General features: G+C 67.6%; 30 protein-coding genes. All 30 read right to left on the reverse strand.

The features are described from left to right. Positions 1-6: 6 nt before the first annotated feature. Entirely contained in the window at positions 7-450 is a 444-nt protein-coding gene (rplM, locus tag EWV39_RS00800; protein WP_129656410.1) for a 50S ribosomal protein L13, read from the reverse strand. 416 nt (positions 451-866) lie between these two features. Next, positions 867-1,811: a tRNA pseudouridine synthase A gene (locus EWV39_RS00805; RefSeq protein WP_129656411.1), complete on the reverse strand. Its 945-nt coding sequence runs from the start codon at positions 1,809-1,811 to the stop codon at positions 867-869. A gap of 127 nt (positions 1,812-1,938) precedes the next feature. Further along, positions 1,939-2,634: a 50S ribosomal protein L17, sunset domain variant gene (gene rplQ, locus EWV39_RS00810; protein WP_129656412.1), complete on the reverse strand. Its 696-nt coding sequence runs from the start codon at positions 2,632-2,634 to the stop codon at positions 1,939-1,941. A gap of 100 nt (positions 2,635-2,734) precedes the next feature. Continuing rightward, on the reverse strand, positions 2,735-3,739 hold the full coding sequence (locus EWV39_RS00815) for a DNA-directed RNA polymerase subunit alpha (protein WP_129656413.1): 1,005 nt from the start codon (positions 3,737-3,739) through the stop codon (positions 2,735-2,737). Between the two features lie 175 nt (positions 3,740-3,914). Further along, the gene (rpsK, locus tag EWV39_RS00820; RefSeq protein WP_129656414.1) at positions 3,915-4,319 is read right to left on the reverse strand and encodes a 30S ribosomal protein S11; all 405 of its coding nucleotides are present in this window, start codon (positions 4,317-4,319) and stop codon (positions 3,915-3,917) included. A gap of 25 nt (positions 4,320-4,344) precedes the next feature. Continuing rightward, positions 4,345-4,713 carry a 30S ribosomal protein S13 gene (rpsM, locus tag EWV39_RS00825; protein WP_129656415.1) on the reverse strand — a complete coding sequence of 123 codons (369 nt, stop codon included), beginning with the start codon at positions 4,711-4,713 and terminating at the stop codon, positions 4,345-4,347. 152 nt (positions 4,714-4,865) lie between these two features. Continuing rightward, a complete protein-coding gene (rpmJ, locus tag EWV39_RS00830; RefSeq protein WP_129656416.1) occupies positions 4,866-4,979 on the reverse strand; it encodes a 50S ribosomal protein L36 in 114 nt (37 codons plus the stop codon). Positions 4,980-5,126: 147 nt separating this feature from the next. Beyond that, entirely contained in the window at positions 5,127-5,348 is a 222-nt protein-coding gene (infA, locus tag EWV39_RS00835; RefSeq protein WP_005505018.1) for a translation initiation factor IF-1, read from the reverse strand. 206 nt (positions 5,349-5,554) lie between these two features. After that, positions 5,555-6,730, reverse strand: coding sequence for a 23S rRNA (adenine(2503)-C(2))-methyltransferase RlmN (gene rlmN / locus EWV39_RS00840; protein ID WP_129656417.1), 1,176 nt, complete (start codon positions 6,728-6,730; stop codon positions 5,555-5,557). 46 nt (positions 6,731-6,776) lie between these two features. Continuing rightward, positions 6,777-7,604, reverse strand: coding sequence for a type I methionyl aminopeptidase (gene map / locus EWV39_RS00845; protein WP_129656418.1), 828 nt, complete (start codon positions 7,602-7,604; stop codon positions 6,777-6,779). Positions 7,605-7,707: 103 nt separating this feature from the next. After that, entirely contained in the window at positions 7,708-8,271 is a 564-nt protein-coding gene (locus EWV39_RS00850) for an adenylate kinase (protein ID WP_129656419.1), read from the reverse strand. Further along, positions 8,268-9,578, reverse strand: coding sequence for a preprotein translocase subunit SecY (gene secY, locus EWV39_RS00855; RefSeq protein ID WP_129656420.1), 1,311 nt, complete (start codon positions 9,576-9,578; stop codon positions 8,268-8,270). The genes EWV39_RS00850 and secY overlap by 4 nt, the downstream gene beginning before the upstream one ends. Before the next feature lie 265 nt (positions 9,579-9,843). Beyond that, entirely contained in the window at positions 9,844-10,320 is a 477-nt protein-coding gene (gene rplO, locus EWV39_RS00860) for a 50S ribosomal protein L15 (protein WP_129656421.1), read from the reverse strand. 2 nt (positions 10,321-10,322) lie between these two features. Next, positions 10,323-10,532 (reverse strand): 50S ribosomal protein L30, encoded by a 210-nt coding sequence (gene rpmD, locus EWV39_RS00865; RefSeq protein ID WP_129656422.1) that lies wholly within the window; start codon positions 10,530-10,532, stop codon positions 10,323-10,325. Next, on the reverse strand, positions 10,532-11,254 hold the full coding sequence (gene rpsE, locus EWV39_RS00870) for a 30S ribosomal protein S5 (RefSeq protein WP_129656423.1): 723 nt from the start codon (positions 11,252-11,254) through the stop codon (positions 10,532-10,534). The genes rpmD and rpsE overlap by 1 nt, the downstream gene beginning before the upstream one ends. Next, a complete protein-coding gene (gene rplR / locus EWV39_RS00875; RefSeq protein WP_129656424.1) occupies positions 11,251-11,613 on the reverse strand; it encodes a 50S ribosomal protein L18 in 363 nt (120 codons plus the stop codon). The genes rpsE and rplR overlap by 4 nt, the downstream gene beginning before the upstream one ends. 2 nt (positions 11,614-11,615) lie before the next feature. Beyond that, complete coding sequence (rplF, locus tag EWV39_RS00880; protein ID WP_129656425.1) at positions 11,616-12,152, reverse strand: 50S ribosomal protein L6; 537 nt, start codon at positions 12,150-12,152, stop codon at positions 11,616-11,618. 27 nt (positions 12,153-12,179) lie between these two features. Beyond that, positions 12,180-12,578, reverse strand: coding sequence for a 30S ribosomal protein S8 (rpsH, locus tag EWV39_RS00885; protein ID WP_129656426.1), 399 nt, complete (start codon positions 12,576-12,578; stop codon positions 12,180-12,182). A gap of 69 nt (positions 12,579-12,647) precedes the next feature. Further along, complete coding sequence (gene rplE / locus EWV39_RS00890) at positions 12,648-13,211, reverse strand: 50S ribosomal protein L5 (protein WP_129656427.1); 564 nt, start codon at positions 13,209-13,211, stop codon at positions 12,648-12,650. Then, on the reverse strand, positions 13,211-13,546 hold the full coding sequence (rplX, locus tag EWV39_RS00895; protein WP_129656428.1) for a 50S ribosomal protein L24: 336 nt from the start codon (positions 13,544-13,546) through the stop codon (positions 13,211-13,213). The genes rplE and rplX overlap by 1 nt, the downstream gene beginning before the upstream one ends. Before the next feature lie 3 nt (positions 13,547-13,549). Next, positions 13,550-13,921 (reverse strand): 50S ribosomal protein L14, encoded by a 372-nt coding sequence (gene rplN / locus EWV39_RS00900; protein WP_129656429.1) that lies wholly within the window; start codon positions 13,919-13,921, stop codon positions 13,550-13,552. Positions 13,922-14,374: 453 nt separating this feature from the next. Continuing rightward, positions 14,375-14,647: a 30S ribosomal protein S17 gene (gene rpsQ, locus EWV39_RS00905; RefSeq protein WP_129656430.1), complete on the reverse strand. Its 273-nt coding sequence runs from the start codon at positions 14,645-14,647 to the stop codon at positions 14,375-14,377. Further along, on the reverse strand, positions 14,644-14,973 hold the full coding sequence (gene rpmC, locus EWV39_RS14200; protein ID WP_129656431.1) for a 50S ribosomal protein L29: 330 nt from the start codon (positions 14,971-14,973) through the stop codon (positions 14,644-14,646). Before rpmC ends, rpsQ begins: the two co-directional genes overlap by 4 nt. A gap of 2 nt (positions 14,974-14,975) precedes the next feature. Beyond that, complete coding sequence (gene rplP / locus EWV39_RS00915; RefSeq protein WP_129656432.1) at positions 14,976-15,392, reverse strand: 50S ribosomal protein L16; 417 nt, start codon at positions 15,390-15,392, stop codon at positions 14,976-14,978. Continuing rightward, positions 15,393-16,220 carry a 30S ribosomal protein S3 gene (gene rpsC / locus EWV39_RS00920; RefSeq protein ID WP_129656433.1) on the reverse strand — a complete coding sequence of 276 codons (828 nt, stop codon included), beginning with the start codon at positions 16,218-16,220 and terminating at the stop codon, positions 15,393-15,395. Further along, complete coding sequence (rplV, locus tag EWV39_RS00925) at positions 16,221-16,586, reverse strand: 50S ribosomal protein L22 (RefSeq protein ID WP_129656434.1); 366 nt, start codon at positions 16,584-16,586, stop codon at positions 16,221-16,223. It lies immediately after the preceding gene. 59 nt (positions 16,587-16,645) lie between these two features. After that, positions 16,646-16,927 carry a 30S ribosomal protein S19 gene (gene rpsS / locus EWV39_RS00930; RefSeq protein ID WP_129656435.1) on the reverse strand — a complete coding sequence of 94 codons (282 nt, stop codon included), beginning with the start codon at positions 16,925-16,927 and terminating at the stop codon, positions 16,646-16,648. A gap of 12 nt (positions 16,928-16,939) precedes the next feature. Continuing rightward, entirely contained in the window at positions 16,940-17,779 is an 840-nt protein-coding gene (rplB, locus tag EWV39_RS00935) for a 50S ribosomal protein L2 (protein ID WP_129656436.1), read from the reverse strand. Between the two features lie 36 nt (positions 17,780-17,815). Next, positions 17,816-18,118, reverse strand: coding sequence for a 50S ribosomal protein L23 (gene rplW, locus EWV39_RS00940; RefSeq protein WP_129656437.1), 303 nt, complete (start codon positions 18,116-18,118; stop codon positions 17,816-17,818). After that, positions 18,115-18,738: a 50S ribosomal protein L4 gene (rplD, locus tag EWV39_RS00945; protein ID WP_129656438.1), complete on the reverse strand. Its 624-nt coding sequence runs from the start codon at positions 18,736-18,738 to the stop codon at positions 18,115-18,117. Before rplD ends, rplW begins: the two co-directional genes overlap by 4 nt. Positions 18,739-18,740 lie beyond the last annotated feature (2 nt).

Below are 18,740 nucleotides of genomic sequence, written 5' to 3' on the forward strand. Positions count from 1 at the left end.
GCCCGATTACTGGGCGATCTGGGTGAACTCGTAGGTCTTGGGCTGCTGGGCAGCGTGCGGGTGCTCGGCACCGGCGTAGACCTTGAGGTGCTTGATCTGCTCGGCAGCCAGCTTGTTCTTCGGCAGCATGCCCTTGACGGCCTTCTCGACCGCGCGGGTCGGGTTCTTCGCCAGCAGCTCGGTGTAGCTGACCGAACGCAGACCGCCCGGGTAACCGGTGTGGCGGTAGGCCTTCTTCTGCTCGAGCTTGGCGCCGGTGAGGGCGACCTTCTCGGCGTTGATGATCACGACGAAATCGCCGCCGTCGACGTTGGGGGCAAAGGTCGGCTTGTGCTTTCCGCGCAGCAGCGTTGCGGTCTGGCTGGCAAGACGACCCAGGACAACGTCGGTGGCGTCAATGACGTGCCACTGGCGTTCGATATCGCCGGGCTTCGGGGTGTACGTACGCACTTTTGTTTGCCTTCGTCTCGGAATTACTTCGGTGGCGCGAGTTGGGCGTCACGCCAGGTGGGGTGCGCTCGAAGGGGTCTGGGTGAGGGCCAGACGCAGCCGTTCCAGTCCCGAAGTCTCGCCGCGCCATCACCGATGCGCCCTGCAACTGGGCCGGTCGATCGCGCGCAGGAACCGAGGTGGGACACGCACAACAGCTCATCACTATACCGAACGTTCACCGCTTAATCCACAGCCTCGGTGCTGCCCGCCGGGGAGAGGCCCGCCACCCCGGCGTCTCTTCCCGTGGGAAGGCGCCGTCGGCCCCGCGCGGCGCGGCCGCAGCCCCGCCGGGCCCGGCCCGGTTCGTCCCGATCAGGCCTGCCGGGCCCGGTCCGGACCGGTCAGTCCTGGCGGGCCCGGACCAGTTCCCCCGATCAGCCCCGCCGAGCCCGCGTGGCATCGGCGCGCTCTGCCCAGTCCTCTGGCGTCTCCGGATAGTCGATCCGCTGGAGCATGAGCCCCTCCGGCGGCGCCAGGCGGATGCTCGAGTCGCGCGCGGGGCTCTCGATCCGACCCGTCAGCCACCCCGTCTCCCGGCGCCCCTCCGCGACCGCGACGCACGCCCCCACCAGGGCCCGGACCATGTTGTGGCAGAACGCGTCAGCCCTGACCGTGGCCTCGATCAGGCCGCCCTCCCCGCGCGTGAAGCTCAGCTGGTGCAGCTCGCGGATGGTCGTCGCGCCGGGGCGCGGCCTGCAGAAGGAGAGGAAGTCGTGCAGGCCCAGCAGCGGCTCGGCGGCCCGGGAGAGCTCCCCCGGGTCGACGGCGTCCTTCAGGGCCCAGCTGTAGGTCCGGTTCAGCGGCGTCCGCCGCAGCGGGCCGTCCGCGATCCGGTAGAGGTAGGTGCGGCTGAGCGCGGAGAACCTCGCGTCGAAAGAGGCCGGGACCTCGCGCGCGCAGCGCAGCGCGACGGCACCGACCTCCACCGGCCGCGCGCCGGGCCTCAGCGGGTGCCCCACCCGTCCCAGCACGCGGCTCAGCGCCCCGTTGGCCTTGCGCACCAGGGCCTCCCCCGGCGCGTCCCCCGAGCGGCCGGGCAGGCCCTGCCAGCGCGAGGCCGGGACGTCCAGGTGCAGGACCTGGTGCCCGGCGTGCACCCCGGCGTCGGTCCGTCCGGCCACGGTCAGCCGCACCGGCTCCCGCAGGACCAGCTCGAGGGCCTCCGCGAGGCAGCCCTCCACGGTCACCAGGCCGGGCTGCTTGGCCCAGCCGGAGAAGCACGCGCCGTCGTACGCCAGGTCGACCCGGACGCGGACCGAGGGGGACGACGCCGCCTCAGCTCCCAGCGGGTGCTCACGGGGCTCCGCGGCCTCGGACATGGGGACACTCCTCGAAGTGACGGGCGCGCCGCCCCTGCGGGCGGGCTCGGGATACGGGAAGGGCCCCGCCGACCCGAAAGGTCGACGGGGCCCGATGCGCGCCCTCGCGGAGGGCGTGCGGCCGATGCTACTCGGAGACCTTCTGAGCCGCCTCGCCACCGGCCGGCGCGTAGCCGGCGGCGATGGCGGACTCGGCGGAGTCGAACCAGATCTCGGCGGTCGTCGAGTTGTACCAGCGAGAACCCGGCACGTGGTACTTCATCGAGTTGCTGTTGCCCTTGACGGAGAAGCCCTCGGGGGCCTCGCCGTCCTCGAGCGGGCCGTGCGAGCCGGCGGGCAGCTCGCCCTCGGCGGCCGGGGTCTCGACGACCTCGGCCTCGGCGGCGGGCTCCTCGACGGGGGCCTCCGCCGGAGCCGCCGAGGCGGCGGCCGAGGTGGCCTCGTTGACGACCGACTGGCTGGCGACGGGCTCCATGACGAGCTCGATGACGGCCATGGGGGCGTTGTCGCCCGAGCGGTTGCCGATCTTGGTGATGCGGGTGTAGCCGCCGGGACGGTCGGCCATGGCCGGCGCGATGGCGGTGAACAGCTCGTGCACGACCGACTTGTCGGTCAGCTGACGCATCACGCGACGACGAGCGGCCAGGTCACCGCGCTTGGCGAAGGTGATCATGCGCTCGGCGACGGGACGCAGGCGCTTGGCCTTGGTCACCGTGGTGGTGATGCGCTTGTGCTCGAAGAGCTGCTGCGAGAGGTTGGCCAGCATGAGCCGCTGGTGCGACGGGCTGCCTCCGAGGCGGGGCCCCTTGGTGGGAGTAGGCATAGTAGATTATCTCCGTTGGTGACGGTCTTCCGCGCCGATCATAGATGCACCGAAGACCAAGTTTGTTCGTGAACTGTGGACGGCTGGGCCGGTCCGAGGCCTAGTAGGAGTCCTCCTCGGGCTCCTCTTCCTCGGCGACCCGCGCTGCCAGATCGAATCCTGCGGGCGAATCCTTGAGCGACATCCCCAGTTCGGCCAGCTTGTCCTTGACCTCGTCGATGGACTTCGCACCGAAGTTGCGGATGTCCATGAGGTCCGCCTCGGAGCGGGTCACGAGCTCACCCACGGTGTGGATGCCCTCGCGCTTGAGGCAGTTGTAGGAACGCACCGACATGTCGAGGTCCTCGATGGGAAGCGCCATGTCGGCCGCCATCGACTCGTCGGCCGGCGACGGCCCGACCTCGATGCCCTCGGCCTCGGTGTTCAGCTCGCGGGCCAGCCCGAAGAGCTCCACCAGGGTGCTGCCTGCAGAGGCCACGGCGTCGCGCGGGGCGATCGCCTCCTTGGTCTCGACGTCGAGCACGAGGCTGTCGAAGTCCGTGCGCTGCTCCACACGGGTCGCGGCGACGCGGAAGGTCACCTTCAGCACCGGCGAGTAGATGGAGTCGACCGGGATGCGGCCGATCTCCGACTCCCCGACGCCCGCCTTGTTCTGCGAGGCGGAGACGTAGCCCCGGCCGCGCTCGATGGTCAGCTCCGCGTTGAAGCTTCCCTTGGCGTTGAGCGTCGCGATGCGGAGATCCGGGTTGTGGATCTCCACCCCGGCGGGCACCTCGATGTCCGCGGCGGTGATCTCGCCCGGCCCCTGCTTGCGCAGGTAGGCGATGACCGGCTCGTCGTTCTCCGAGGAGACCGAGAGCTGCTTCACGTTGAGGACGATCTCGGTGACGTCCTCCTTCACGCCGTCCACGGTGGAGAACTCGTGCAGCACGCCGTCGATACGGATGCTGGTCACGGCGGCACCGGGGATGGAGGAGAGGAGGGTACGGCGCAGGGAGTTGCCCAGCGTGTAGCCGAATCCGGGCTCGAGAGGCGAAATGGTGAAACGCGAGCGGTCTTCCGCTACGACTTCTTCACTGAGAGTAGGGCGCTGTGCAATGAGCACTGATGTTTCCTTTCAGCGAGCATCCGCTATATGACGCAACACAGGTGGGGGAAAACAAGGGATGGGGGCACGGCCGGAGGCCGCGCCGGGAAGGCCCGCGGTTCTCACCGCAGAGCCTCAGGAGCGCGAGCTGCCCGAGGGCGGCCCGCTCACCCGGCGGACGACGACCTGGCGATCAGACGCGACGGCGCTTCGGCGGGCGGCAGCCGTTGTGAGCGCTGGGGGTCACGTCCTGGATCGAGCCGACCTCCAGGCCGGTGGCCTGCAGCGAGCGGATCGCGGTCTCGCGCCCCGAGCCCGGGCCCTTGACGAAGACGTCGACCTTGCGCACGCCGTGCTCCTGCGCGCGCTTGGCGGCCGACTCAGCGGCCATCTGGGCGGCGTAGGGCGTGGACTTGCGCGAGCCCTTGAAGCCCATCTCACCGGCGGAGGACCAGGAGATCACAGCGCCCGAGGGATCGGTGATGGAGACGATGGTGTTGTTGAACGTGGACTTGATGTGCGCCTGACCGGCGGCAATGTTCTTCTTGTCCTTGCGGCGGGGCTTACGAGCGGCCGCAGCACGAGTCTTTGGGGGCATTTAGAAAATTCTCCTACGCTTGGGCTTACTTCTTCTTACCGGCGACCGTGCGCTTCGGGCCCTTGCGGGTGCGAGCGTTGGTCTTGGTGCGCTGACCGTGGACGGGCAGACCGCGACGGTGGCGCAGGCCCTGGTAGCTGCCGATCTCGACCTTACGGCGGATGTCGGCGGCCACCTCGCGGCGGAGGTCGCCCTCGACCTTGAAGTTGCCCTCGATGAAGTCGCGCAGCGCGACGAGCTGAGCGTCGGAGAGATCCTTGACGCGGATGTCACCGCTGATCTCGGTGGCCGCGAGGGCCTCGGATGCGCGGGTCTTACCCACGCCGTAGATGTACGTGAGAGCAATTTCCACGCGCTTTTCGCGGGGAAGATCCACTCCTGCGAGACGAGCCATAGTGGCGGTTCTCCTTGTAGTTGATCCAGAGGTTTACGGCATCGCTCGCCCGGGTTTCCCCGGTCTCCGGCCTCTGTATCCGGAGGTGTCCCTTGCGTGACGGGTGCGGTGCCTTGTCCTTGAGGTGCCGGTCCGGCCGGCGGCCGGGGAGCTTAGCCCTGGCGCTGCTTGTGGCGCGGGTTCGAGCAGATCACCATAACCACACCGTGACGACGGATCACTTTGCAGCTATCGCAGATCGGCTTAACGCTCGGCTTGACCTTCATCGCATTCCTTCGCGTTGTTGCAACTGTTGCTGTTGTTCGCGGGGCGCGGGGACCTCGGAGGATCCCCTCGTCCCGCACGCAGACAGGCACCACCTGCTGGTGAGCGGCGGTGCCTTCCGCTTCCCGCCACGGAGCGGGGAGCGAGTCCTACTTGTAGCGGTAGACGATGCGGCCTCGCGAGAGATCGTACGGGGAGAGCTCCACCACGACGCGGTCCTCGGGGAGGATCCGGATGTAGTGCTGGCGCATCTTCCCGGAGATGTGCGCGAGGACCTTGTGGCCGTTGTCCAGCTCAACGCGGAACATCGCGTTGGGCAGGGCCTCCACCACAGAGCCTTCGATCTCGATTACGCCGTCTTTCTTGGCCATATCCTCCGCTAACGTCGATGCCCACCGCTGGCGTGCGGCGGGGCAGATGTATGATTCTTCGTCTGCCGTTCCCGAGCGCGGGCGCGCGAGTCCACGGCAGAGACAACCAACAGACTAGTGTACGCGATAGCGGCTCGAAAGTTAACCCGGCGCCCCGGAGGTCCGAGCTGTGATCTCCCTCCCCGCCCGCGGGCCGGGACGGGAGACTAGGAGGCCGCCGCGAGCTGCCCGCAGGCGCCGTCGATGTCGGAGCCCCTCGTGTCCCGCACCGTGGTGGGGATGCCGTGGGCCCGCAGGCGCTCCACGAAGTTCTGCTCGACGCCGGGGCGCGACGCCGTCCACTTGGAGCCCGGCGTCGGGTTCAGCGGGATGGGGTTCACGTGCACCCAGCCCCTCCCCCGCTGCGCGAGCTTCTTGCCCAGCAGGTCGGCGCGCCAGCCCTGGTCGTTGATGTCCCGGATCAGCGCGTACTCGATCGAGACCCGCCGCCCGGTCTCCCGGTAGTAGGCGTAGGCCGCGTCCAGGGTCTCGTCGACCTTCCAGCGGTTGTTGATGGGGATCAGCTCGTCGCGCAGCTCGTCGTCGGGCGCGTGCAGGGACAGCGCCAGGGTGACCGGGAGCTTCTCCCGGGTGAACTTCCGGATCGCCGGCTCCAGGCCCACGGTGGACATGGTGATCCCGCGGGCCGAGATGCCCAGGCCCTCCGGGGAGGCGTCGATCAGCCGGTGCACGGCCCCCAGGGAGGACTTGTAGTTGGCCAGCGCCTCGCCCATCCCCATGAAGACGATGTTCGAGACCCGCAGGGGCCGGGTGGCCTCGGCGCCGTCCTCCGCGGCCTCCAGGCCCTGCATCTGCTTGAGCAGCCGGGCGCCCGCGACCACCTGCTCCACGATCTCCGCCGTGGAGAGGTTGCGGGTCAGGCCCGCCTGGCCGGTCGCGCAGAAGGGGCAGTTCATGCCGCAGCCGGCCTGGGAGGAGATGCACATCGTGACGCGGTTGGAGTAGCGCATGATGACGGACTCGACCAGGGCGCCGTCGAAGAGGCGGTGCACCGACTTCAGGGTGGCGCCGCCGTCGGCCTCGAGGGTCCGCACGGAGGTCAGCAGCGTCGGCATCGCGTCCGCCACCATCTGCTCCCGGGAGGCGGCCGGCAGGTCCGTCATCTGCTCCGGGTCCGTGATGAGGTGGTCGAAGTAGTGCTTGGACAGCTGGGTCGCGCGGAAGGGCTGGTGCCCGAGCTCCCGCAGGAACTCCTTGCGGCCGGCCAGGTCGAAGTCGGCGATGTGCCGCGGCGGCTTCCCCCGGCGCGGGGCCTTGAGCTGGATCTTGCCCGGCTCGGGCCGGGTGGTGATCTCCACGGGAGTGGCGGTGCTTTCGGACACGGGTGCTGCCCCTTTACGCGATGGCGACGGTGTGTGTGATGGGTGGTCAGGCCGGGATGGGCGAGACCTTCACCCCGAGCTTGCCGAGCTCCTCGGCGCCGCCGTCCTCGGCGGTCAGGACCCAGATGCCGTCCCGGTGGAAGGCCACGGAGTGCTCCCACTGGCTGGCGTGGGAGCCGTCGACGGTCTTGACGGTCCAGTCGTCCTCCAGGACGACGGTCTCGGTCGATCCTGTCACAAGCATGGGCTCGATGGCCAGGGCCATCCCGGCCTTGAGCCTGGGACCTCCCTCACGCGTGCTGTAGTTCGGGACGTCCGGGGCCATGTGCATCGCGCTGCCGATGCCGTGCCCGACGTAGTCCTCGACGATCCCGTAGGTCTCCCCCGACTCCCTGCGGACGAAGGCCTCGATCGCCTCGCCGATCTCCCCGACCCGCTGGGCGCGGGAGGCGGCCGCGATGCCGTGCCACATCGCCGTCCGGGTCATCTCGGAGAGGTCCCGGTCCGCCGCGGAGGCGGGTCCGATCAGGGCGGTGCGGGCGGAGTCCCCGTGCCAGCCCTCCACCACCGCGCCGCCGTCGATCGAGACGATGTCCCCCTCCGCCAGCAGCCGGTCCCCCGGGATCCCGTGCACGACGACGTCGTTGGGCGAGGCGCAGATCGTGGCGGGGAAGCCGTAGTAGCCGAGGAAGTTCGACGTCGCGCCGTGCTCTTCGAGGACGGCGCGGAAGGCGGCGTCGAGCTCGGCGGTGGTGACCCCGGCGGCGGTGGCGGCCACGGCGGCGTCGAGGGCCCTCGAGGTCACGACGCCGGCGCGCGCCATGGTGCGCAGCTCGGAGTTGGTCTTGTACTCGATCTTTCGGCGCCCGAACATGGGGAGGCTCGCTTTCGTGAGGGGTGGGGAGGCTGAGAGCGGATAGTGCGACGGCGGGCCCCCGGGGTCCCGGGGGCCCGCCGCGGCAGGGGGTCGAGGGGCTCTAGCGGACGGCGGACAGCAGCCGCTCGGTCACCTCGTCGATCGAGCCGAGGCCGTCGACCTCGGTGACCAGCCCGCGCTCGGCGTAGAGGTCCACGATTGGGGCGGTCTCGCTCGCGTAGACGTCCAGGCGGTGCCGGATGACGTCCTCGGTGTCGTCGCTGCGGCCCTCCTGGGCTGCGCGGCCCAGCAGTCGCTGCACCAGCTCCTCGTTGTCCGCGGTCAGCAGCAGGACGCCGTCGAGCTTCTGGCCCAGCTCCTCCAGGATCCGGTCCAGCTCCTCGACCTGCGCGGTGTTCCGCGGGTAGCCGTCCAGCAGGAAGCCCTGGCCGGCGTCCTGCTGGCCCAGGCGGTCCCGGACCATGCGGTTGGTGACGGAGTCGGGCACGAGGTTTCCGGCGTCGATGTACTGCTTCGCCTCGCGGCCCAGCTCGGTCTCGCCCTTGATGTTGGCGCGGAAGATGTCCCCGGTGGAGATCGCCGGGATGGCGAGCTCCTCGGAGATCCTCGCGGCCTGGGTTCCCTTGCCGGCCCCGGGAGGCCCGATGATGAGCAGACGGTTCATCGCAGAAGTCCTTCGTAGTGTCGTTGTTGCAGCTGGGCGTCGATCTGCTTGATGGTGTCGAGTCCGACGCCGACCACGATCAGCAGCGAGGTGCCGCCGAACGGGAAGTTCTGATTCGCATCGACCAGGACCAGCGCGATGAGCGGGATCATGGCGATGATGCCGAGGTACAGCGAGCCCGGCAGGGTGATGCGGTAGAGCACGTAGCTCAGGTACCGCTCCGTGGGCCGGCCCGCGCGGATGCCCGGGATGAAGCCGCCGTAGCGCTTCATGTTGTCCGAGACCTCCTGCGGGTTGAAGGTGATCGAGGCGTAGAAGTAGCTGAAGCCCACGATCAGCAGGAAGTAGGCGATCATGTAGATCGGGTGGTCCCCGCTGACCAGGTAGCTGCTGATCCAGTTGACCCAGGCCGGCGGAGCCGTGCCGTCCGCGGGGGTGTTGAACTCGGCCAGCAGCCCCGGCAGCATCAGCAGCGAGGACGCGAAGATCACCGGGATCACCCCGGACATGTTGACCTTGAGCGGGATGTACGTGGTGGTCCCGCCGATGGTGCGCCGTCCGACCATGCGCTTGGCGTACTGGACGGGGATCCTGCGCTGGGACTGCTCGACGAAGACCACCGCGATGATCACCAGCAGCCCGATCAGCAGGATCCCGGCGAAGACGGCCCAGCCCTGGGTGCGGAAGATGTCTCCCAGCGCCGAGGGGAAGGAGGCGGCGATCGAGGTGAAGATCAGCAGGGACATGCCGTTGCCGACGCCCTTCTCGGTGATCTGCTCGCCGAGCCACATGATGATGCCGGTGCCGGCGGTCAGGGTGAAGATCAGCAGCACGATCATGAGGATCGAGTCGTCGGGGATGATCGGCAGCGGGCAGTCGCCCAGCAGGGTCCCGGAGCGCGCGAGCGAGATGATCGTGGTCGCGTTGAGCATCGCCAGCCCGATGGTCAGGTAGCGGGTGTACTGGGTCAGCTTCTGCTGGCCCTGGCCACCCTCCTGGTGGAGCTCCTGGAAGCGCGGGATGACCACGCGCAGCAGCTGGACGATGATCGACGCCGTGATGTAGGGCATCACGCCCAGGGCGAAGATGGACAGCTGCAGCAGCGCGCCGCCGCTGAAGAGGTTGACCATGTCGTAGATGCCGCCGGTGGTGCCGCCGAGGGCGAGGCACTGCTGGACGTTGCCGTAGTCGACCCCGGGCGCCGGGATGAACGTCCCGGCGCGGTAGATCACGATGATCGCGAGGGTGAACAGCAGCTTGTTCCGCAGATCAGGGGTCTTGAACGCCCGTCCGAAAGCGCTGAGCACATGGCCTCCTGTAGAAAGTCTTGGGTGTTGGCGAGTCCGCGCACGCCGCCTGGCGGGACGGACGGGCTCTGGGCATCCGTGGGTAAGTCTAACCGGTTATGGTCGGGTCACCACCCGGTGGGATCCCGTGGTGCCGGCCCCGCTCCCCCGGCGTCGGCGGCGTCATCCGGCCCCGAACGGCGCAGAGGCCCCCGCCCAGCGAACGTGGGAAGGGGCCTCTGCATGTGAGGAGGGGAACCCGGACGAAAGCCGGATCCGGCCGTCCTTACTGGGCGGTCGCCGTAGCGGTGCCGCCGGCGGCCTCGATCTTCTCCACCGCGGAGGCGGAGAACTTGTCCACGGTGACGTTGACCTTGACGGTCAGCTCACCCTGGCCGAGAACCTTCACGGGCTGGTTCTTGCGGACCGCGCCCTTGGCCACGAGGGACTCGACGGTGACGTCGCCGCCCTCGGGGAACAGCTCCGAGAGGCGATCCAGGTTGACCACCTGGAACTCGACGCGGAACGGGTTCTTGAAGCCGCGCAGCTTCGGAAGGCGCATGTACAGCGGAAGCTGCCCGCCCTCGAAGCCGGCACGGACCTGGTACCGGGCCTTGGTGCCCTTGGTGCCGCGGCCGGCGGTCTTGCCCTTGGATCCCTCGCCGCGACCCACGCGGGTCTTGGCCTTGCGGGAGCCCGGGGCCGGACGCAGATCGTGGATCTTGATCGCGGAGCCGGTCTGCTCTTCGTTGGTGTCTGCCATGGTTACTTGACCTCCTCAACCTTCACGAGGTGAGCAACGGTGTTGACCATGCCGCAGGTCACCGGGTCGGCGGTGCGGACCACCGTGTTGCCCGGGCGCTTGAGACCCAGCGAACGCAGGGTGTCGCGCATGTTCTGCTTCTGGCCAACGTAGGACTTGATCTGCGTGATCTCCAGCTGGGAATCGCTGGGCTGAATACGCTTGCCGGTCATTACGCACCTGCCTTTTCGCTACGCATCAGGTAGGCCGGGATGACCTCGTCCTGCGGCAGGCCACGGCGCGCGGCGACGGAGACGGGCTCCTCCAGCTGGCGCAGGGCCTCGACCGTTGCGTGCACGATGTTGATCTGGTTCGAGGAACCGAGGGACTTCGAGAGCACGTCGTGGATGCCGGCGCACTCGAGCACCGCGCGGACCGGGCCGCCGGCGATCACGCCGGTACCGGCCGTGGCCGGACGCAGCATGACCACGCCCGCGGCCGCCTCGCCCTGCACGCGGTGCGGGACGGTGCGGTCCTCGATGCGGGGGACGCGGAAGAAGTTCTTCTTCGCCTCCTCGACGCCCTTGGCGATGGCCGAGGGCACCTCCTTGGCCTTGCCGTAGCCCACGCCCACCAGGCCGTTGCCGTCGCCGACGACGACCAGAGCGGTGAAGCTGAAGCGACGGCCGCCCTTGACGACCTTCGAGACGCGGTTGATGGTCACCACGCGCTCGATGTACTTGTCCTTCTCCTCATCGCGCCCGCCGCGGCCACCACGGCCGCCGCGGTCGCCGCCGCGCTCGTTGCGGCCGCGGCCGCCACGCTCGTTACGGCCGCCACGGCGGTCGTCGCGCTGCTGGGAGTTCTGGCTCTGGTTCTGGTTCTCGGCGGTCTCGGGCGCAGCGTTGTTCTCTGCCACCTGGGTTTCCTTTTCGTTTGCGGTCTGCTCGCTCACAGTGCCAAACCACCTTCCCGGGCGCCTTCAGCAACAGCGGCCACACGGCCGTGGTACTTGTTGCCGCCACGATCGAATACGACGGACTCGACGCCGGCGGCCTTGGCGCGCTCGGCGATCAGCTCGCCGACCCGCTTGGCCTTGCCGGTCTTGTCCAGGTCAGATGCGGAGCGCAGCTCGGCCTCGAGGGTCGACGCCGAGGCCAGGGTGTGACCCTGGGCATCGTCGATGACCTGCACGAACATGTGCTGGGTCGAGCGGAACACCGAGAGGCGGGGACGAGCGGCAGTGCCGTTGATGTGCTTGCGAACGCGCGTGTGACGGCGCTTGCGAGCAACAGTCTTCGTCTTCTGGGACATGTTTACTTACCAGCCTTTCCGACCTTGCGGCGGATCTGCTCGCCCGCGTAGCGGACACCCTTGCCCTTATAGGGATCGGGTGCACGGAGGCCGCGGATGTTGGAGGCCACCTGGCCGACCTGCTGCTTGTTGATTCCGGACACGGTGAGCTTGTTGTTGCCCTCCACGGTGAAGGTGATCCCCTCGGGGGCCTTGACCGAGACCGGGTGGCTGTAGCCCAGCGCGAACTCGAGATCGTTGCCCTTGGCGAGCACGCGGTAGCCGGTGCCCACGATCTCCATCTGCTTGGAGTAGCCCTCCGAGACCCCGATGATCATGTTGTTGATCAGGGTCCGGGACAGACCGTGCAGCGAGCGGGACTCGCGCTCGTCGTCGGGACGGGTGACGGTGATGGTGTTCTCCTCGAGGGAGACGCTGATCGGCGAGGCGATCGTCTGAGAGAGCTCTCCCTTGGACCCCTTCACGGTGACCTCGGACCCGTCGATCGAGACCTCAACGCCGGCCGGCACCGAGATGGGGAGACGTCCAATACGTGACATTATTCTCTTCCTTTCTCTTGTGCCCGACTACCAGACGTAGGCGAGGACTTCCCCGCCGACGCCCTTGCTCGAGGCCTGCTTGTCGGTCAGCAGCCCGGAGGAGGTCGAGAGGATGGCGATGCCGAGCCCGCCGAGGACCTGCGGGAGGTTGGTGGACTTCGCGTAGACGCGGAGGCCCGGCTTGGAGATGCGGCGGACCCCGGCGATGGAGGCCTCGCGGTTCGGACCGAACTTGAGGTCCAGGGTCAGGGTCTTGCCGACCCGTGCCTCTTCCTCGCGCCAGTCCTTGATGTAGCCCTCGGCCTTGAGGATCGCGGCGATCCGGGACTTGAGCTTGGAGAACGGCATGGACACGGTGTCGTGGTGTGCCGAGTTGGCGTTGCGCAGACGCGTCAGCATGTCTGCGACAGGATCTGTCATGGTCATGTGGGCACTAGCCCTTCCTCGGAGCGGTTTCCTGCGGGCGCATCACGCGCCGTCGGACCTGCGCCGTAGTTAGTTGTTGGTCTTGAAGGGGAAGCCGAGCGCCCGCAGGAGCTCGCGACCCTCGTCGTCGGTCTTGGCGGTGGTGACCACGGTGATGTCCATACCGCGGACGCGGTCGATCGCGTCCTGGTCGATCTCGTGGAAGACCGACTGCTCGGTCAGGCCGAAGGTGTAGTTGCCGTTGCCGTCGAACTGGCGGTCCGAGAGACCGCGGAAGTCGCGGATGCGGGGCAGGGCCAGGGAGACCAGGCGGTCCAGGAACTCCCACATGCGCTCGCCGCGCAGGGTGGTGTGGCAGCCGATCGGCTGACCCTCGCGGAGCTTGAACTGCGCGATGGACTTCTTGGCCTTGGACACCTGCGGCTTCTGACCGGTGATGGCGGTCAGGTCGCGCACGGCGTAGTCGATGAGCTTGGAGTCGCGAGCCGCTTCTCCGACGCCCATGTTGACGACGACCTTGACGAGCTTGGGCGTCTGCATGGGGTTCTTGTACTCGAACTTCTCCTGCAGCGCCGGAACGACCTCGTCCTGGAACTTGCCCTTCAGGCGGGGGGTGATCTTCGTATCGGTCATTAGAGGTCCTTACCCGAGCTCTTGGACACGCGCACGCGGACGGTGCGTTCGCGCCCGTTGCGCTCGACGGTCTCTTCGCGGTAGCCAACGCGGCTGGGCTTGTTGGTCTCGGGATCGACGATCGCGACGTTGGACGCGTGGATCGCGGCCTCGACCTTCTGGATGCCCCCGCCCTCACCGGTGTTCGGGTTGGCCTTGGTGTGCTTGGTGACCACCTTGACGCCCTCGACGACGACGCGGTTGGTCTCAGGGATGACCTTCAGGACCTTGCCCTGCTTGCCCTTGTCGGAACCAGAGATGACCTGCACGAGGTCACCGCTCTTGATCTTGGCCATGAGTTAGAGCACCTCCGGAGCAAGCGAGATGATCTTCATGAACTTCTTGTCGCGCAGCTCGCGCCCGACCGGCCCGAAGATGCGGGTGCCGCGGGGGTCGCCGTCGGTGTTCTTGAGGATCACTGCCGAGTTCTCATCGAACTTGATGTAGGAGCCGTCCGGACGACGGACCTCCTTCTTGGTACGGACGACGACGGCCTTGACCACGTCGCCCTTCTTCACGTTTCCGCCGGGGATAGCATCCTTGACGGTGGCGACGATGATGTCGCCGATGCCTGCGTAGCGACGGCCGGAGCCACCGAGGACGCGGATGGTAAGGATTTCCTTAGCACCCGTGTTGTCGGCGACCTTGAGCCGTGACTCCTGCTGAATCACTGATGTACTCCTGTCGTCTCACCGGTTCTCACGCCGCAGGCGGATCTGATCGTCCGCGCTGAACGCCGTGGGCCTTGTGGAACAGTTGATCGGGGTTGATTGACGCACCGGTCCCGCCGGACGGAAGGTCCAGGGGTTAGCGGCCACGCCTGGGAGCCGCCATGCCAGGAACATCTGGTCCCGCCTCGAGCGGGCGAATGCGCCCGTTGGTAGCGGCATTATGCACTGGCACGGAAGATCCGTGGTGACGAGCGGGCCGGATGGGCCCACACAAAGATAAAACTTTACCACAGCCCGGGCGTGTCCGACAGGGCGCGGAGCCCGTCCCGGCGGGCTCCGCGCTTGACCTCCGTCACGTGCTGACGGAAGGACGAGTGCGCCCGGGCACGGCGAGGGCCCCTCCCGCCGGACGGCGGAAGGGGCCCTCGTGATCAGTCGAGCTGACGGTCCGGCCTACTTGGCCTTCTCGACGATCTCGACGATGCGCCAGCGCTTGCCCGCGGACAGCGGACGGGTCTCCATGATGCGCACGAGGTCGCCGGTGCCGGCGGCGTTCTGCTCATCGTGGACCTTGACCTTGGTGCTGCGCCGCATGACCTTGCCGTAGAGGCCGTGCGTGACGTGATCCTCGACCTGGACGACGACGGTCTTGTCCATCTTGTCGGACACCACGTAGCCGCGGCGGGTCTTGCGGAGATTGCGCTCTTCCGACTTCACTTCACTCACTTGGCATCACCTTCGGTAGCGTTGGCCTTGTCAGCCTTCTTGGCCGCCTTGGCGGCCTTCTTGTCGGCCTTCTTGTCCGAAGCCCCGGCCTCCGTCGCCTCGGCCTCCGGGCGGATGCCCAGCTCGCGCTCGCGCATCACGGTGTAGATGCGCGCGATGTCGCGCTTGACGGCCTGGAACCGACCCGAGTTCTGCAGCTGACCGGTGGCCTTCTGGAAACGGAGGTTGAACAGCTCCTCCTTAGACGCACGCAGCTTCTCAACGAGAGCGTTGTTGTCCAGTTCCTCGAGCTGATCGATCGAGAGATCCTTGGATCCTACTGCCATTTCTATTCACCACCTTCGCGACGCACGATGCGTGCCTTCATCGGGAGCTTGTGGATCGCCAGGCGCAGGGCCTCGCGTGCCACGTCGTCGTTCACGCCGGCGAGCTCGAAGAGCACGCGACCCGGCTTGACGTTGGCAACCCACCACTCCGGCGAGCCCTTGCCGGAGCCCATGCGGGTCTCGGCGGGCTTCTTGGTCAGCGGGCGATCCGGGTAGATGTTGATCCAGACCTTGCCGCCACGCTTGATGTAGCGGGTCATGGCAATACGAGCTGCCTCGATCTGGCGGTTGGTCACGTATGCAGGAGCCAGTGCCTGGACGCCCCACTCACCGAAGGAGACGGTGGTGCCGCCCTTGGCGACGCCGGTGCGCTTGGGGTGGTGCTGCTTGCGGTACTTAACGCGACGGGGAATCAGCATTTATGCCTCACCGTTTTCTGCAGTCTTGGCTTCCTGGGCCGGGGCCTCGGAAGCGGTGTTCTGCTGCTCGTTGCGGCCGCGGCGCGGGGCACCGCCGGCGTTGCGACGACGACGCTCGCCCCCTCCGCGACGGTCGTTGCCGCCGCCGCGGCGGTTGCCCTGAGCGGCCTGCTGAGCAGCCAGTTCCTTATCGGTCAGGTCACCCTTGTAGACCCACACCTTGACACCGATGCGACCGAAGGTGGTCTTGGCCTCGAAGAAGCCGTAGTCGATGTTGGCGCGGAGGGTGTGCAGGGGCACGCGGCCCTCGCGGTAGAACTCCGAGCGGGACATCTCCGCGCCGCCCAGACGGCCGGCGCACTGGATGCGGATGCCCTTGGCCCCGGCCCGCTGCGCGGACTGGATGGCCTTCTTCATCGCGCGGCGGAAGGCCACGCGGGAGGCGAGTTGCTCGGCGACGCCCTGGGCGACCAGCTGGGCGTTGGTCTCGGGGTTGTTCACCTCGAGGATGTTCAGCTGGATCTGCTTGCCGGTGAGCTTCTCGAGCTCGCCGCGGATGCGGTCGGCCTCGGCGCCGCGGCGGCCGATCACGATGCCCGGACGCGCGGTGTGGATGTCCACCCGCACGCGGTCCCGGGTCCGCTCGATCTCGACGTTGGCGATGCCGGCGCGCTCCATGCCGTTGGACATGAGCTCGCGGATCTTCACGTCCTCGCGGATGAAGTCCTTGTAGCGCTGGCCTTCCTTGTTGGAGTCAGCGAACCAGTGCGACTTGTGGTCCGTGGTGATCCCCAGTCGGAATCCGTGCGGGTTGATCTTCTGTCCCACTTAGCGGTCCTCCTCGTGATCCGGGGTAGCGAGCACCACGGTGATGTGGCTGGTTCGCTTGTTGATGCGGTAGGCGCGACCCTGCGCACGCGGCTGGAACCGCTTCATGGTCGGGCCCTCGTCGACGTAGGCGGTGCTGACGAACAGCTCCTCCTCCTTGAAGGCGAGGCTGTCGCGGTCCGCCAGCTGGCGCGCGTTGGCCACTGCCGACTCGACAATCTTGAACACCGGTTCAGAAGCGCCCTGGGGGGCGAACTTCAGAATCGCCAGAGCCTCATTCGCCTGCTTGCCACGAATCAGGTCGACGACGCGCCGGGCCTTCATAGGCGTCACGCGAACGTAGCGCGCAGATGCCTTGGCTTCCATTGCCTATCTCTCTTTCGTCTTCTTGCCGAAGAGCTTCACGTTGCCGATCGGTTGCCCGATCAGCGACGCTTGCCCTTGCGGTCGTCCTTCACATGGCCGCGGAAAGTCCGCGTGGGAGCGAATTCGCCGAGCTTGTGCCCGACCATCGACTCGGTGATGAACACGGGGATGTGCTTGCGTCCGTCGTGCACGGCGATCGTGTGCCCGAGCATGTCGGGGACGATCATCGAGCGGCGGGACCACGTCTTGATGACGTTCTTGGAGCCCTTATCGTTCTGAGCCGCGACCTTCAGGAAAAGGTGCTGATCAACGAAAGGGCCCTTCTTCAGACTACGAGGCATCTTTCAGGCTCCTTAGCGCTTCTTCTTGCCAGTACGACGACGACGGACGATGAGCTTGTCGCTGTCCTTGTTGGGACGACGGGTACGTCCCTCGGGCTTGCCGTTCGGGTTGACGGGGTGACGACCACCGGAGGTCTTGCCCTCGCCACCACCGTGCGGGTGGTCCACCGGGTTCATGACGACGCCGCGCACGGTCGGGCGGATGCCCTTCCAGCGGTTGCGGCCGGCCTTGCCCCAGTTGATGTTGGACTGCTCGGCGTTGCCCACCTCGCCGACGGTCGCGCGGCAGCGCACGTCGACGTTGCGGATCTCGCCGGAGGGCAGGCGGAGCTGGCCGAACTTGCCCTCCTTGGCCACCAGCTGCACGGAGGCGCCGGCGGAACGGGCGAGCTTGGCGCCACCGCCGGGGCGCAGCTCCACGGCGTGGATCACGGTGCCCACGGGGATGTTGCGCAGCGGCAGGTTGTTGCCGGGCTTGATGTCGGCGGCCGGACCGGACTCGACGACGTCGCCCTGCTTCAGGCGGCTCGGGGCGATGATGTACCGCTTGGCGCCGTCCGTGTAGTGCAGCAGCGCGATGCGCGCGGTGCGGTTGGGGTCGTACTCGATGTGAGCGACCTTGGCGTCCACGCCGTCCTTGTCATGCCGACGGAAGTCGATCAGACGGTACTGGCGCTTGTGCCCGCCGCCCTTGTGACGGGTGGTGATGCGGCCGGAGTTGTTGCGTCCGCCGTTCTTCGGCAGCGGCCGGACCAGGGACTTCTCCGGGGTCGAGCGCGTGATCTCTGCGAAGTCGGCGACGCTCGAGCCACGACGGCCCGGGGTTGTCGGCTTGTGTTTGCGAATTGCCATAGTTCAGTTCCTCGTTAAAGTGGTCTCCGCTAGGCCCTAGGCCTGCGGACCGCCGAAGATGTCGATGGTGCCTTCCTTGAGGGTCACCACGGCACGCTTGGTGCTCTTGCGGGCTCCCCAGCCGAAGCGCGTGCGCTTGCGCTTCCCGGCACGGTTGATGGTGTTCACGCCGGCGACCTTGACGCCGAAGATGCGCTCCACGGCGTCCTTGATCTCCGACTTGTTGGAGCGGGTGTCGACCTCGAAGGTGTACTTGCCCTCGTCGATCAGACCGTAGCTCTTCTCCGAGACGACGGGCGCGATGATGACGTCGCGGGGGTCCTTGATGGTGGCGCTCACTGGGCGTCCTCCTGGTTCTTTCCAGCCTTGCTGGCGAATGCCACAAACACGTCGTACGCATCCTTGGTGAACACCACGTCGTCGGAGACCAGCACATCGTAGGTGTTGAGCTGATCCGCGTACAGGACGTGGACGTCGGCGAGGTTGCGCACGGACAGTGCGACGGCGTCTTCCTTGCGGTCGATCACAACCAGCACGTTCTTGCGGGGGGTGATGTCGGCGAGGGCTGCCTTCGCGGCCTTGGTGGAGACGGAGTCCACCAGGGAAGCGACCACGTGGATGCGGCCGTAGGCGGCGCGATCCGAGAGCGCTCCGCGCAGGGCGGCTGCCTTCATCTTCTTGGGGGTCCGCTGCGAGTAGTCGCGCGGCACCGGGCCGTGGACGATGCCGCCGCCGGTCATCTGGGGAGCGCGGATCGAGCCCTGGCGGGCGCGGCCGGTCCCCTTCTGCTTGAACGGCTTGCGGCCGGCCCCGGAGACCTCGCCGCGGTTCTTGGTCTTGTGGGTCCCCTGGCGGGCAGCCGCCAGCTGGGCCACGACGACCTGGTGCAACAGGGCCGTGTTGGGCTCCACGCCGAAGACGTCGCTCGGCAGGTCGACCTTGAGGGTTTCAGTAGCCATGA

This window comes from Rothia halotolerans, from assembly GCF_004136635.1.
Taxonomy (GTDB): Bacteria; Actinomycetota; Actinomycetes; order Actinomycetales; family Micrococcaceae; genus Rothia; species Rothia halotolerans.